Genomic DNA, 13,563 nt, shown 5'->3' on the forward strand with positions numbered 1-13,563 from the left:
CGCACGCGCAACTCAAGCGCGCCCCGGAATGACACCGTGGTCAATGCCGATACTGCGGCTCCTCCGCATCGAGCTGCCTGCGGATCGCGGCGAGATGCAGCCGGGCGGATTCGGAATCTCCCTCGCGCATCTGCCGGTAGGTCTCCGCCGCAACGGCGGGATCGACCGGCTGCACCTTCCGTCCCGTCGACATCGCCAGAACCTGCACTTCGGCAGCACGCTCGAGGTAATAGAGGTCGTCCCACGCCTCTGCGATGGTCGGGGCCAGCACCATCACGCCGTGATGCTTCATGAAGACGATATCGGCGTCGCCCACGGCCGAGGCGATCCGCGCGCCTTCGCGGCTGTCGAGCGCGAGGCCGTTATAGTCGCGGTCCACAACCGTCCGGCCATAGAATTTCAGCGCGGTCTGGCCGGCCCAGATCAAGGGATCGCCCTCGGTCATCGACAGCGCCGTGGCGTAGGGCATGTGGGTGTGGAACGCGACCTTGGCGCGCGGCAGCAGCCTGTGCATCTCGGCGTGGATGTAGAACGCGGTCGCCTCGGGCACGCCCTCGCCGTCAAGCACGTTGCCGTGGAAGTCGCAGATCAGGAGCTTCGACGCGGTCAACTCGCGAAAGGCATAGCCATAAGGGTTCACCAGGAACAGATCGTCATGACCAGGCACGACGGCCGAGAAGTGGTTGCAGATGCCTTCCTCAAAACCGTTGCGCGCCGCCATGCGGAAGCAGGCGGCCAGGTCCTCGCGCGCGGTGCGGATCGCGTCGGTCGCAAGGTCCGGCCGGTTCGAGCGGAATGGCGCGGGCGCGGATGAGGAAGCGTGAAGGCTGTGCGCCATGGCGAGGATACCTCTGTCAGTCGGGAGCTATTCGCGTTGTACAGCGGCCGCGCATGCGCGTCAGCCCCTGCGCGGTGCCACCCTGCCCTGCGCGGCTTCAGGCCCGCCGCGGCACGCCGCCTGCGTTCATGCCGCCGTCGATCACGAGCTCGCTGCCGGTGACGTAGCGCGAGGCGTCGGAGGCCAGGTACAGCACGCCGGAGGCGATCTCCGCGGCCTGCCCGGCGCGGCCGAGCGGAGTTGCAACCTTGGCCCGTTCCTCCGGATCGATCGGCGCGTTCTGGCCGGCGCCGGTCGCCCCGGTCGGGATCTTGCTCCAGATCGGCGTGTCGATGATGCCGGGATGAACCGAGTTGACGCGGATGCCGTCGCCGGCCGCCGCGCATTCCATGGCGATCGACTTGGCGAACAGCCGCACGCCACCTTTCGTCGCTGAATAGGCCGACAGACCGGGCGCGCCGCGCAGGCCCGCCAGCGAGGACATCATGACGATCGAGCCGCCGCCATGCTTTCGCATCAGGGGAAGGCAATGCTTGACCGAGAGAAAGACACCGTCGAGGTTGATCGCGTTCTGCTTGCGCCAGTCAGCGAGCGTCATGTCGACGATCGAGGGCACCGCAATGCCGATGCCGGCATTGGAGACCAGAATATCGAGCCGCCCGTAGCGCTTGGCGATCTCGGCGACCACGTCGATCCAGCGCTCTTCGCTGGTGACGTCCTGTTCGAGAAAGAGCGCCTTGCCGCCGGCACTCGTCACGCGCTTGGCGAGCTCCGGGCCGCGCAGCTCGTCGATGTCGGTGATGACGACGGTGGCGCCCTCGCGCGCGAACAGCTCGACGATGGCCTCGCCGATACCGGAGGCCCCGCCCGTCACCAGCGCGACCTTGCCCTCGACCTGCCCTGCCATGTTCTCTCCCTTTTCTTGTTGTTCGAGACGTTATGTTTCACGCATGATCTTTTCGGAAAACGCTTACACTTTGCGCTTGCGCGGCCCTTCGGGTCCGGATCATGCGTCATCTAATCACGGACGGCCCCTGGTCCGGTAGCGCGACGTCGACGACGCGGAATTGCACCCGCTCGGCGCCCTGATAGCGGTCGACCGAGAGCGAGCCGGCGACATGCAATTGCTGGCCGCGATTGGCGAGCAGCGCGTTGCCGAGCTTCTGGCCGACCGAGCGGAACGCGATGCCGTTGACGATGGCGCCGTCGCCCGACTTGAAGCGCAGCCTCAAGTGAGCCTGGCCGACCTCGTCGGCAAACACGAGCTGGTGCGCTGGCAGCGCCAGCACGGGCTCCGGATTGCCGCTGCCGAAAGGACCGGCGCGGTTGAGCGTCGCCGCAAGCTCCGTCGTCACTGCCCGCGCGGAAACCGCGCCGTCGATATAGAGCTCGTTGACGTGGCGGGCCTCGGCCACGTCCTGCGCCAATGCGTTCTCGAGATACGCGCGGAATTCGGCGAGCTTCTCTTTGCGCAGCGTCACGCCCGCGGCCATCGCGTGCCCGCCGCCTTTGAGCAGAATGCCGTCGGCCACCGCCTGCCGCACCGCCTTGCCGAGATCGACGCCGGCGATCGAGCGGCCCGAGCCGGTGCCGATGCCGCCGGGCTCCAGAGCGATGGCGAAGGCGGGCCGCGAGAACTTCTCCTTGAGGCGGGAGGCCACGAGGCCGACCACGCCGGGATGCCAGCCTTCGGAGGCCGTGACGATGACGCCGAGCTTGTCCTCCAGCCCGATCGAGGCCAGCGCCTCGGCCTCGGCCTGCGCCTCCGCGGCCTGCTCGATCACGCGCCGCTCGCTGTTGAGGCGATCGAGCTCGGCCGCGATCCGCGCCGCCTCGACGCTGTCGGCCTCCAGCAGCAGCCGCACGCCGAGATCGGCGCGGCCGATCCGGCCGCCGGCGTTGATGCGCGGCCCCAGCATGAAGCCGAGATGCCAGGCCTCCGGGGGCCCGTTGAGCCGCGCCACGTCCATCAGCGCGGTATGGCCGACATGGTCGCGCCGGCGCATCGCGATCAGGCCCTTGGCGACGAAGGCGCGGTTGAGACCGATTAGGGGGGCGACGTCGGCAACCGTCCCGAGCGCGACGTGATGCAGCATGCCGAGCAGATCCGGCTCGGGCATCTCCGCGCTCCAGAAACCGCGCTGACGCAGCTCGCGATTGACCGCCACCAGCGTCACCAGCACGAGACCGACCGCGGCGAGATGGCCGAGGCCCGAGAGATCGTCGAGCCGGTTCGGATTGACCAGCGCGTCGACCTCCGGCAGCTCGGTGCCGGCCTGGTGATGATCGATCACGACCACGGACATGCCAAGGCGCCTGGCCTCGGCGAGCGGCTCGATGCTGGTGGTGCCGCAATCGACGGTGACGAGCAGCGTGGCGCCCTTCGCGGCGAGCGCACGCACCGCTTCGGTGTTCGGTCCGTAGCCCTCGAAAATGCGGTCGGGAATGTGGATCAGCGGATCCAGGCCGCAATGGCGCAGGTGCCAGGACAGCAACGCCGCCGAGGTCGCGCCGTCGACATCGTAGTCGCCGAAGATCGCGACCTTCTCGCCCTTCACTGCGGCATCCGCGATCCGCTTCGCCGCGGCCTCCATCTCGGTCACCGTGAACGGGTCAGGCATGAGCTTGCGGATGGTCGGATCGAGGAAGTCGGGCACCGCGTCGATGTCGACGCCGCGGCCGGCCAGCACCCGGGCCAGCAATTCCGGAAGCTGGTGCCGCTGCACGATCGCGAGCGCCTGGGCCGCCCCCCGGGCATCCAGCCGGTCGCGCCAGAGCTTGTCGGTCAGCGAGCGCGCGACGCCGAGAAACGCCTGGGGCGCTTCGACGGGCAAGGCGGTGGCAGGCGGCGTCATGTATCGCAGTTGGTTTGAGGAAGCCGCAGCCGACGAGGTCGCGCCGGTCCGGCTTGCGGAGTGATTGACCCGGAATCTCCGGGCATTTGCAATCTCCGCGGTGCACAAAGCGGTGGATTGCCGATTTGCTGCGCTGAGTGACTATCATTTGGGCAATCCGCCGAACAGCAAATTAAGCAGGCGTTAGGCGGAATCTTCGAAAAAGAATCGTATTCGATCTGTAATTTGTAGTTTCCGGGTTCGTTGCAGATCAGACCTCATTGCCAAGGGATGCCCCCGATGTCTGCTGCGCTGGGTCTGAAGGCCAAGCCGATCGCCACCGAACCCGCTGAGGATGATTCCGACATTTCCGCGCTGATCAACCGCCTCACCGCGGAGGTCAACCAGATCGCGGTCGACAAGACCAAGTCGATCCAGCAGATCACCAACCAGATGAAGATGCTGGCGTTGAACGCGCTGATCGAGAGCTCGCGCGCCGGCGCGCAAGGCGCGGGTTTTGCCGTTGTGGCGCAGGAGGTGCGCGGCGTCGGCCAGCAGGTCGAGACCATCGCACGCGAGCTCGAAACCCAATTGACGAAGCGCACCGGCGACCTCGTCTCCTCGATCGAACGCATGAGCCAGCGTTCGCGCGGCGAGCGCATGATGGACCTGTCGCTGAACGCGATCGAGCTGATCGACCGCAACCTCTACGAACGTACCTGCGACGTGCGCTGGTGGGCGACCGATTCCGCCGTGGTCGATTGTGCGGCATCGCCGAGTGCCGCAGCCGTCTCCCACGCCTCGCAGCGCCTGGGCGTGATCCTCGGGGCCTACACCGTCTATCTCGACCTCTGGCTCTGCGACCTCGACGGCAACGTCATCGCCAACGGCCGGGCCGACCGCTTCCGCGTCGTCGGCCAGAACGTCGCCCACACCAAATGGTTTCGCGAGGCGAAGGGCCTGCGCTCCGGCGACGATTACGTCGCCGGCGACGTCGAGAACCAGCCGCTGCTCGGCAACGCGCAGGTGGCGACCTATTGCGCCAGCGTCCGCGCCGGCGGCCAGGCGAGCGGCGCGCCGATCGGCGTGCTCGCCATCCATTTCGACTGGGAGCCACAGGCCCGCGCCATCGTCCAGGGCGTGCGCGTCGGCGACAGCGACAAGGCCCGCGTGCTGCTGGTCGATTCGAACTTGCGCGTGATCGCGGCGTCCGACGGCCAGGGCATCCTCAGCGAGCGCATCTCGATTTCGCTGAACGGCCAGCGCTCCGGCTTCTATCACGACCGCAACGGGTCGCTGATCGCCTTCCATGCGACGCCGGGCTACGAGACCTATCGCGGGCTCGGCTGGTACGGTGTCATCGTCTGCGGGGCGTGAGCTGGCAGGCCGATACAAAAAACGCGAAAACAACCCCATGCACAGTAGACTCGGGGTTGTTTTCATTGGCGTTTTGCCTTCGCTATATCACCTTACCAAAGCGCTTTGACACGTCGGGCAAAACACCGGCAAGACGCAACGCCGGGTCCGCGTGTAGAGGCGAGGCTCGCGCGCCACTGAGAGCCATCGGCGAGAGTCGCAGTGAAGTTCGGCCGACCCTGGCCAACATCCCCGGCAGGCGCATGAGCGGCGTGCTGGTCGTTCATCCCAGGCGCTTGCCGACGGCCGCCATCTCCGCGGCAAGCAGCACCGCAGCGCGACTGGCGCCGATCGAGGCAATGCCCTGGCCTGCGATATCGCAGGCGGTGCCGTGCGCGGGCGTGCAGATCGGGAACGGGAAGCCGCCGAGCAAGGTGACGCCGCGATCGAAGCCCATCAGCTTCATCGCGATCTGGCCCTGGTCGTGATACATCGTCAGCACCGCATCGAAGGCGCCGGCCTTGGCGCGCAGGAAAACCGTATCGGCCGGGAACGGTCCTTCCGCCGCGATGCCCTCGCGCCGGCCGGCTGCGACCACGGGCGCGATCACGTCGATCTCCTCGCGGCCGAAATTGCCGCCGTCGCCGGCATGCGGATTGAGACCGGCGACCGCGATGCGCGGACGCGCAAAGCCCGCCTTGCGCATGCAGGCATCGGTCAGCGCGAGCGCACGATGGATGCGTTCGCTGGACAGCCTTGCAGCGACGTCCCTCAGCGGGATATGGGAGGTGACCCGCGCGTTCCAGAGCCGGTCCAGGACGTTGAACTCGCTGGCCGGCGTCTTGAGGCCGACCACCTCCGCGGAGAATGCGATCTCGTCGTCGTACTCGGCACGCGCAAGCCGCATCGCCTGCTTGTTGAAGGGAGTAAAGCAGACCGCGTCGACGCGGCCGTCGCGGCCAAGCGCGAGGGCATGCCGGTAATTGGTCAGCGCGAACTTTCCGCCGGCAAGCGTCGCGGTCTTCGGCTCGACCTCCCGCGGGTCGAGATGGCCGAGGTCGACGAACAGCGCCTCGCCCGCTGCCGCGCGAAAGTCAGCGCCCTGCTCCACCGTCGTCAACGCCGGCTTGACGCCGGCAACGCGCGCGCCTTCGTCGAAGATGCGGCGATCGCCGATGACGACGAGCCGGCAGCGCGCGCGGATGTCGTCCTGCGCCACCACCTTGGCCGTCAGCTCGGGGCTGATGCCGGCGGGGTCTCCCATGGCGAGCGCAATCAGCGGCTTTGCGGTCATATGATCGCTTTCTCCTGGCTTGTCGCGTCGGCGGCGGGGGATGCGGGTTTGCGCCAAAGGCGCGCGAGCTGCAGCACGAGCGGCAGCAGCAGCAGCGCGATCCCGGCCACGATCAGGCATGTCACCAGCTTGTTGGCAAAGAAGATGCCGAGGGATCCCTTCGACATCAGCATCGACTGCCGGAACGCGTCCTCGGCCTTGTCGCCAATGACGATGGCGAGCACGAGGGGCGCCAGCGGGTAGAACAGCTTCTTGAAGAGATAGCCGACGACGCCGAAGCCGAGCATCATGACGACGTCGAGATAGGAGTTCGAGACGGAATAGGCGCCGACGACGCAGATGATCACGATCAGCGGCGCGATCACCACGAAGGGAATCCGCATCAAGGCGGCGAAGACCGGAACGGTAAGCAGCACCAGCACGACGGCGACGATGTTGCCGACATACATCGAGGCGATCAGGCCCCAGACAAAGTCCTTCTGGTCGACGAATAGCATCGGCCCGGGATTGAGGCCCCAGATCATCAGCCCGCCCATCATGACGGCCGCGGTGGCCGAGCCGGGAATGCCGAGTGCGAGCATCGGCAGCAGCGCGCTGGTGCCGGCGGCATGATCGGCGGTCTCCGGCGAGACGATGCCTTCGACCTCGCCCGTGCCGAAATACCGGCCGCGGCGCGAGAACCGGCGCGCGATGCCGTAGCTCATGAACGAGGCCGCGGTCGGGCCGCCCGGCGTAATCCCCATCCAGCAGCCGATCGCAGCGCTGCGCAGCAGCGCCACGCCATGCCGCGGCAGACTGCCGACCGCACGAAACACTTCGCGCCAGTCGATCTTGGAGGACACAGCGCGGGCATGAAACTCCTCCTCGACCGCGACCAGCAGCTCGCCGATACCAAACAGGCCCATCACCGCGACGACGAAGCTGACGCCCTTGACGAGCTCGTCGATGCCCATGTTGAGGCGCACGCTGCCGGAGACGGTGTCGATACCGATCGCTGCGATGGCAAAGCCGATCGCGAGCGCCACGACCGTCTTGATCGGCGCCGCTCCGCCCATGCCGACGAAGCTGGCAAAGGCCAGGAAATAGACCGCAAAATATTCCGCCGGGCCAAAGGCGAGTGCGACCTGCGCGACCCAGGACGCCAGGAACGTGATCAGGACGACACCGACTAGCGCGCCGAACGCCGCCGAACCGAAGGCGGTCGCGAGCGCCGTGGTCGGCCGGCCGTCCCGCGCCATGGGATAGCCGTCGAAAGTGGTCGCGACCGACGAGGGCTCGCCCGGAATATTGAACAGGATCGAGGTCACTGAGCCACCGAACAGCGCGCCCCAATACATGCTGGAGAGCAGGATGATCGCCGACACCGGCTGCATGCCGAAGGTCAGCGGCAACAGCAGCGACACGCCGTTCGGCGCGCCCAGCCCCGGCAGCACGCCGACGAGAATGCCGAGCAGCACGCCGACGACCATCAGGGCCAGATGCGGCACGGTGACCGCGATGGTGAAGCCGTGCAGCAGCTCCGCGAGATTGTCCATCGGCTTCTCCGTCAGAACCCGAACGCGGCGGCGAGCGCACCGTGCGGCAGGCTGACCTGGAACATGCGCTCGAACACGACATAGAGTGCCAGCGCGGTCGCCCCCGCCATGGCGAGCGCGCGGGGCACGGATTGGTGCCGCGGGATCGCCAGCACTGCGAAGACATAGAGCGCCGAGGCGACGTACATCCCAGCGAGTGGAATCGCGGCCACGAAGATCGCGGCCGGCACGAACAGGCCGGCAAGCCGGCGCAACTCCACCTGTGTGATCGCGACCGGGACATTGGCCAGCGACGCCACCGGCAGCACGCCGCGCACGAGATTGTAGAGGCTGCCGAGCACGATGATGATGCCGGTCAGGAACGGAAAGGTGCCGGCCTCAACGCCCGCGCTCGACCAGCCAATACCGTTGTCGAGGCTGGAGATGACGACGGTCACGCCGAAACCGCCGGTGAGGACGGCAGTGGCGAGTTCAAGCGCGCGGCGGGAGATCATGGGAGGCTCCGCTCAGGCTAGGGGCCGTGGCCAGTCATGACGCAAGCGCTTTCCCAGCGCTCGGTGTCATCCCTGCGAACGCAGGGACGACAGCGGAGATTGAGGCACGATCGTCGCCTCACTTCACCAGCCAGCCCTGCTCGCCGGCGACCTGCTTGACGTGTTCGAGGTCCGCCTTGATGAACTTGTCGAACTCGGCGCCGGTCAGGAAGGTGTCGACCTGGGACGTCTTCTCGATGTAGTCCTTCCATTCCGGCGTTGCCTGCACCTTCTTCATGAGGTCGACATAGAACGCGGCCTGGTCCGGCGTGACCTTGCCGGGCAGCCACACCGTGCGTGGCTGCTCATATTGCTTGATGTCGAGGCCCTGCTCGACGCAGGTCGGAACGTCGCTCCAGCCTTCGGTCGCGGTGACCTTCGGCCCCTGCGGCAACCGCTTCGGGCTGAACACGCAGAGCGGACGCTGCGTGCCGCCGCGCCATTGCCCGAGGCTCTCGCTGGGATTGTTGACGTGGGAGTCGAGATGTCCGCCGGCAAGCTGCACGGCGGTCTCGGCGCCGCTCTTGAAAGGGATGTAGGTCAGCTTGACCTTGCCAACCTTCTCGATCATGCGCGTCAGGACTTCGTCGGTGTCCTTGGACTGCGCGCCGCCCATCTTGAATTCGCCAGTTGCCGCCGCCTTCAGATAATCGCCCGCATTCTTGTAAGGCGAATCCTGCTTGACCCAGAGCAGGAACTCGTCCTGCGCCATCGCCGCGATCGGGGTGAGATCGGTGTAGTTGAAGGCGACCTTGGAGACGAGCGGCTGCTGCCAGGCGTTCGAGGTGCCGAAGATCACCTTGTAGGGATCGCCGGCCGACGCCTTGCCGTAGACGTAGCCCTCGGCGCCGCTGCCGCCGCCCTTGTTGACGACGACGATCGGCTGCTCCGTCAGCTTGTGCTTGGTGATGATGTTCTGCACCGCGCGGGCGAGATTGTCGGTGCCGCCGCCCGGCCCGGCGGTCGCCACGAACTCGATCGGCTTTTGCGGTTGCCAGGCGCCGAGCGCCGGCATCGTGCCGGCGAGCACGGTCGCGGCCGCGGAGAGCAGAAATGTTGACGTCCGACCCATGATTTCCTCCAGCTGGTATTTTTTGTCTTTGGTCTTGTCGTATCGACGTCCGGTCAGGCGACGCGTCCCTCGCGTCTTGCCGAGCCCAGGACGATGGCGCCTTCTTTGGCGAGCGCTTCGATCTGCATCTGGTCGAACCCGTGCTCGGCCAGCACCTCTCTCGTGTGCTCACCGTAGACCGGTGCGCCTGACAGCACTTTGCCTGGGGTCTCCGAAAATTTCACGGGAAGCCCGATCGTCTTCACGGGACCGAGCGTGGAATGCTCGACCTCGACGACCATCTCGCGCGCCAGCGTCTGCGGGTCGCTGAGCGCCTCCAGCATGTCGTGCACGGGGCCGCACGGCACGCCCTTCTCGTCCAGCGCGGCGAGCCAGTGCGCCCGCGATCGGGTGCGGAAGCGCTCGCTCAAGACCGCTTCGAGCGCCTTGAGATTCGCCATGCGGTCGGCGCCGTTGACGAAGCGCGGATCGGCGGCGAGCTCACTCGCGCCGAGCGCCTCCAGCATCAACAGCCAGTGCTTCTTGTTGGCACCACCGACCACGAGCCAGCCGTCCGAGGCTTCGAACGCCTGGTACGGCGCGTTGAGCGGATGGGCCGAGCCCATCGCGCGCGGCGCGGTGCCTGCGGCGAGCGCGATGGTCGACTGCCAATAGGTCTGCACCAGCGCGGCCTCGTACAGCGAGGTCTCGACCCACTGCCCCTCGCCGGTCTTGAGACGGTGCGTGTAGGCCGCAAGGATGCCCATGCTCGCGAGCAGGCCGGCAGTGATGTCGGACAGCGGCGGGCCGCACTTCACCGGCGGACCGTCGGGACGTTCGCCGGTAAAGCTCATGATGCCGCTCATGGCCTGCGCGACGAGATCGAAACCACGGCGGTGCTTGTAGGGACCGGTGCGGCCAAAGCCCGACAGCGAGCAATAGATCAGCGATGGATATTGCTCGTGCAGCTCCTCGTAACCGAAGCCGAGACGCTCCATCGCGCCGGGCGCAAAGTTCTCCACCAGCACGTCGGCATCCGCGATCAGGCGGCGCAGCACCTGCTTGCCGCCCTCGGTCTTGAGGTCCAGCACGATGCCGCGCTTGTTGCGGTTCATCATCAGGAAGGAGGCCGCCTCATCCCCGATCTTCGGCGGCACCGAATGACGGGTGTCGTCGCCGTTCGGCGATTTCTCGATTTTGATGACGTCGGCGCCCATGTCGGCGAGCATCAGGGTGCAGGTCGGCCCCGCCATGACATGGGTGAGATCGACGACCTTGAGGCCGGCGAGCGGTCCCGAACGGCGCGAGGTGGATGGCGAGCTTTGCATCGGGGCGTCCTATTGGCCGCGCCATTTCGGCGCGCGCTTGTTGAGGAAAGCATCGAGCCCTTCGCGAAAATCCTGGCTCGTGTAGCACATCAGGATGAGGTCCTCGCCCTCGTCCCGCGACAGCCGCCGCTGCAGGCGGGCGACCGCCTGCTTGGTCGCGTTCAGCGTCAGCGGCGCATGGCTCGCGAGCAGCCGGGCGACCTCGTCGGCCCGTTTCTCCAGCGCGGCAAGATCCTCGACGACCTCGCCGAGCAGCCCGACGCTGGCGGCTTCCGCGGCATCGACCAGGCGCGCGGTGAAGATCATATCCTTGACGCGCGCCGCGCCAATCAGCGCGGTGAGACGGCTGACATTGGACATCGACAGGCAATTGCCGAGCGTCCGGGCGATCGGGAAGCCGATCTTCGCGCTTGCCGTGCCGATACGCAGGTCGCAGGCCGCGGCAATGCCCGCCCCGCCCCCGGTGCAGAACCCGTTGATCGCCGCAATGGTCGGCACCCGGCACTGCTCCAGCGTGGTCAGAACCCGGTCGATGCGGTTCTCGTAGTCGATCGCGTCCTGCGGCGTCTTGAACTCGCGGAACTGGTTGATGTCGGTGCCCGAAGCGAAGGCCTTGTCGCCGGCTCCGCGCAACACCAGCACCTTGATGGTCTGGTCGCGGTTGGCCTGCTCGCAGATTGCGGCGAGCCGCTCGTACATCGCGAAAGTGAAGGCGTTGCGCGCCTGCGGCCGGTTGAAGGTAATCCGCCCGATGCCGTCGTTGCATTCAAAAACGAGGTCGTCCGCCTCCGCCGCCAGGTCCATTTCCTCATATCCTCTTGTTTTTTACATTTTTGAATGCAAAATCTGCGATTAGCAAGCTGGAACTTCGATATTTCGATCCGAACTTCACGTTTTGCATTCAAATTGGAGCGCCCCGTCCCATGCTTCACGAGGATGTCGTCAGCCGTATCCGTGCGATCCTGCTCGACGGCGAAATTCCGCCGGGCGCCCGGATTCCCGAGCGCGAGCTGTGCGAGCGGCTCGGCATCTCGCGCACGCCGCTGCGCGAGGCGCTCAAGGTGCTCGCCGCCGAAGGGCTCGTGCAGCTCTTGCCGCATCGCGGCTCGCGCGCGGCAAAACTGACCGACAAGGACATGCGCGACCTGTTCGAAGTCTGCCAGGGCCTGGAGGCCCTCGCCGGCGAGCTCGCTTGCGAGCGCATCACGGACGCCGAGATCGACGCAATTGCCGCCGCGCATGCAGCCATGGTGCAGCATTATCGCGACGGCGACCTGATCCAGTACTACCGCGGCAACCGCGCCATTCACGAAGCCATCGTGACCGCGGCCGGAAATCCCGTGCTCGCGGGACTTTACACGTCGGTGACGGCACGCATCCGCCGCGCGCGTTACGTCACGCCGATGACACCGCAGCGCTGGGCCCTCGCGGTGAAGGAGCACGAGGCGATCCTGAACGCGCTGCAGAGGCGCGACGGGGCCGGCCTCTCGCATATTCTGCGCGCGCATCTGCGCCACAAGCGCGAAGAGGTGCTGCAGGCCGGCTTTGCCGAAACGGAAGGCAACGATCTAGCGCTGAGAATTGCGTGACGCGCAATTCCGCGGTCGGATGCACCCGCGAACCAATTCTACTTGCTAGCTTGTCGTAAGCGGCGCAGCATGGCTTCTGCCGACCTCTGGCCGCGTGGCCGCTGGGGCCGGTCGCAACGCGCGAACAATCGCGCAAAGCAAAAGACAAAGGCGGAGGAAACGCATGACAATCGATGTCTCACGTCGGTCCCTACTTGCACTTGGAGCCAGCCTTGGAGCAGGCCTTGGTGCCAGCGCGATGCTCGGCAGCAGCGCGTTGGCGCGAGCTCCCAAGCTCGGCACCCAGACGCCGTACTGGCACCGCTTCGTTCTCGGCGATGCCGAGGTGACCGTCGTGTCCGACGGACCGCTGCCGCTCGGCGATCCCTCCGGGACCTTCACCGGCGTTCCCAAGGAAGAGGTCAAGAAGATGCTGGCGGACAATTTCCTGTCGCCGGACAACGTCGTGCTCGAACAGAACTCGCCGATCGTGAACACCGGCGACAAGCTGATTCTGTTCGACACCGGCATGGGTTCATCGAAGATGTTCGGCGCCAGCACCGGCCGGCAGCAGAAGAGCATGATGGAGGCCGGCATCAAGCCCGGCGACATCGACGCCGTGGTCTGTTCGCATGCCCATATCGACCATATCGGCGGCATCGTCGATGAAGCCGGCAAGCCGCTGTTTCCGAACGCACAGGTCTACATCTCGCAGACCGATTTCGACTTCTGGACGGACGAGGCCAAGCTCGGCAGCCCGGCCAAGGACTTCGTCGTCCACGCCCGCAAGAACCTGCTGCCGGTGCGCGACCGCATCGTGTTCTTCAAGGACGGCCAGGAATTCCTGCCCGGCGTGCAGGCGATCGCGGCGCCCGGCCACACCGTCGGCCACACCATCTTCATGGTGTCGTCGGCGGGCAAATCCTTTGCCTTCCTCGGCGACCTCTCGCACCATTCCGTGCTGCTGCTGGAGCGGCCACGGATGGAGTTCTCCTACGACACCGATCCGAAGCAGGCGGCGGACACGCGGGTCAAGCTGCTGACGATGCTCGCGGCGAACAAGACGCCGGTGATGTCCTATCACTTCGCCTGGCCGGGCTACGGTCATGTCGCCAAGGCGGGCGACGGATTCCACTACTATCCGGAACCGATGAAGATGACGCTGTAGCGCAGATCACCTCCGGGCGGCGCTCGCGCTGCCCGGACCGCTGTTGCCGCGCACCTCG

12 protein-coding genes are annotated in these 13,563 nt (G+C 66.4%); 3 read left to right on the forward strand and 9 right to left on the reverse strand.

What is annotated here, in order from left to right:
* Nucleotides 1–40: 40 nt before the first annotated feature.
* From WI560_RS16440 to recJ, 3 genes are all read right to left on the reverse strand, one after another.
* Entirely contained in the window at nucleotides 41–838 is a 798-nt protein-coding gene (locus WI560_RS16440; RefSeq protein WP_375304038.1) for an aldolase, read from the reverse strand.
* A 97-nt stretch (nucleotides 839–935) separates the two neighbouring features.
* Nucleotides 936–1,745, reverse strand: a complete 810-nt coding sequence (locus tag WI560_RS16445) for an SDR family NAD(P)-dependent oxidoreductase (RefSeq protein WP_375304039.1) — start codon at nucleotides 1,743–1,745, stop codon at nucleotides 936–938.
* Nucleotides 1,746–1,851: 106 nt separating this feature from the next.
* On the reverse strand, nucleotides 1,852–3,693 hold the full coding sequence (recJ, locus tag WI560_RS16450; RefSeq protein WP_375304040.1) for a single-stranded-DNA-specific exonuclease RecJ: 1,842 nt from the start codon (nucleotides 3,691–3,693) through the stop codon (nucleotides 1,852–1,854).
* Between the two features lie 279 nt (nucleotides 3,694–3,972).
* Here recJ and WI560_RS16455 point away from each other — a divergent pair, with 279 nt between their 5' ends.
* On the forward strand, nucleotides 3,973–5,049 hold the full coding sequence (locus WI560_RS16455) for a methyl-accepting chemotaxis protein (RefSeq protein ID WP_375304041.1): 1,077 nt from the start codon (nucleotides 3,973–3,975) through the stop codon (nucleotides 5,047–5,049).
* A 262-nt stretch (nucleotides 5,050–5,311) separates the two neighbouring features.
* Here WI560_RS16455 and WI560_RS16460 read toward each other — a convergent pair whose 3' ends face one another.
* The 6 genes from WI560_RS16460 to WI560_RS16485 all read right to left on the reverse strand — a co-directional run bounded on the left by WI560_RS16460 (nucleotide 5,312) and on the right by WI560_RS16485 (nucleotide 11,573).
* Nucleotides 5,312–6,322, reverse strand: a complete 1,011-nt coding sequence (locus WI560_RS16460; RefSeq protein ID WP_375304042.1) for a 4-hydroxythreonine-4-phosphate dehydrogenase PdxA — start codon at nucleotides 6,320–6,322, stop codon at nucleotides 5,312–5,314.
* Nucleotides 6,319–7,857, reverse strand: coding sequence for a tripartite tricarboxylate transporter permease (locus WI560_RS16465; RefSeq protein ID WP_375304043.1), 1,539 nt, complete (start codon nucleotides 7,855–7,857; stop codon nucleotides 6,319–6,321). Before WI560_RS16465 ends, WI560_RS16460 begins: the two co-directional genes overlap by 4 nt.
* An 11-nt stretch (nucleotides 7,858–7,868) precedes the next feature.
* Nucleotides 7,869–8,351, reverse strand: coding sequence for a tripartite tricarboxylate transporter TctB family protein (locus WI560_RS16470; protein WP_257179571.1), 483 nt, complete (start codon nucleotides 8,349–8,351; stop codon nucleotides 7,869–7,871).
* 118 nt (nucleotides 8,352–8,469) lie between these two features.
* The gene (locus WI560_RS16475) at nucleotides 8,470–9,462 is read right to left on the reverse strand and encodes a Bug family tripartite tricarboxylate transporter substrate binding protein (RefSeq protein WP_375304044.1); all 993 of its coding nucleotides are present in this window, start codon (nucleotides 9,460–9,462) and stop codon (nucleotides 8,470–8,472) included.
* 53 nt (nucleotides 9,463–9,515) lie between these two features.
* A complete protein-coding gene (locus tag WI560_RS16480) occupies nucleotides 9,516–10,769 on the reverse strand; it encodes a CaiB/BaiF CoA transferase family protein (protein WP_375304045.1) in 1,254 nt (417 codons plus the stop codon).
* A 9-nt stretch (nucleotides 10,770–10,778) separates the two neighbouring features.
* Nucleotides 10,779–11,573: an enoyl-CoA hydratase/isomerase family protein gene (locus tag WI560_RS16485; protein ID WP_375304046.1), complete on the reverse strand. Its 795-nt coding sequence runs from the start codon at nucleotides 11,571–11,573 to the stop codon at nucleotides 10,779–10,781.
* 119 nt (nucleotides 11,574–11,692) lie between these two features.
* On the opposite strand from WI560_RS16485, the gene WI560_RS16490 reads away from it, so the two are divergent.
* Nucleotides 11,693–12,358, forward strand: a complete 666-nt coding sequence (locus WI560_RS16490; RefSeq protein WP_257179567.1) for a GntR family transcriptional regulator — start codon at nucleotides 11,693–11,695, stop codon at nucleotides 12,356–12,358.
* Between the two features lie 163 nt (nucleotides 12,359–12,521).
* Nucleotides 12,522–13,505: an MBL fold metallo-hydrolase gene (locus WI560_RS16495; protein WP_375304047.1), complete on the forward strand. Its 984-nt coding sequence runs from the start codon at nucleotides 12,522–12,524 to the stop codon at nucleotides 13,503–13,505.
* Nucleotides 13,506–13,563: the final 58 nt, after the last annotated feature.

It is taken from the genome of Bradyrhizobium sp. A11 (assembly GCF_042077125.1).
GTDB lineage: Bacteria > Pseudomonadota > Alphaproteobacteria > Rhizobiales > Xanthobacteraceae > Bradyrhizobium > Bradyrhizobium japonicum_B.

What these genes read in the sequence shown, in the direction of transcription:
- WI560_RS16440 (WP_375304038.1), bottom strand. Translation starts at nt 838, where the DNA reads ATGGCGCACAGCCTTCACGCTTCCTCATCCGCGCCCGCGCCATTCCGC.
- WI560_RS16445 (WP_375304039.1), bottom strand. Translation starts at nt 1,745, where the DNA reads ATGGCAGGGCAGGTCGAGGGCAAGGTCGCGCTGGTGACGGGCGGGGCC.
- recJ (WP_375304040.1), bottom strand. Translation starts at nt 3,693, where the DNA reads ATGACGCCGCCTGCCACCGCCTTGCCCGTCGAAGCGCCCCAGGCGTTT.
- WI560_RS16455 (WP_375304041.1), top strand. Translation starts at nt 3,973, where the DNA reads ATGTCTGCTGCGCTGGGTCTGAAGGCCAAGCCGATCGCCACCGAACCC.
- WI560_RS16460 (WP_375304042.1), bottom strand. Translation starts at nt 6,322, where the DNA reads ATGACCGCAAAGCCGCTGATTGCGCTCGCCATGGGAGACCCCGCCGGC.
- WI560_RS16465 (WP_375304043.1), bottom strand. Translation starts at nt 7,857, where the DNA reads ATGGACAATCTCGCGGAGCTGCTGCACGGCTTCACCATCGCGGTCACC.
- WI560_RS16470 (WP_257179571.1), bottom strand. Translation starts at nt 8,351, where the DNA reads ATGATCTCCCGCCGCGCGCTTGAACTCGCCACTGCCGTCCTCACCGGC.
- WI560_RS16475 (WP_375304044.1), bottom strand. Translation starts at nt 9,462, where the DNA reads ATGGGTCGGACGTCAACATTTCTGCTCTCCGCGGCCGCGACCGTGCTC.
- WI560_RS16480 (WP_375304045.1), bottom strand. Translation starts at nt 10,769, where the DNA reads ATGCAAAGCTCGCCATCCACCTCGCGCCGTTCGGGACCGCTCGCCGGC.
- WI560_RS16485 (WP_375304046.1), bottom strand. Translation starts at nt 11,573, where the DNA reads ATGGACCTGGCGGCGGAGGCGGACGACCTCGTTTTTGAATGCAACGAC.
- WI560_RS16490 (WP_257179567.1), top strand. Translation starts at nt 11,693, where the DNA reads ATGCTTCACGAGGATGTCGTCAGCCGTATCCGTGCGATCCTGCTCGAC.
- WI560_RS16495 (WP_375304047.1), top strand. Translation starts at nt 12,522, where the DNA reads ATGACAATCGATGTCTCACGTCGGTCCCTACTTGCACTTGGAGCCAGC.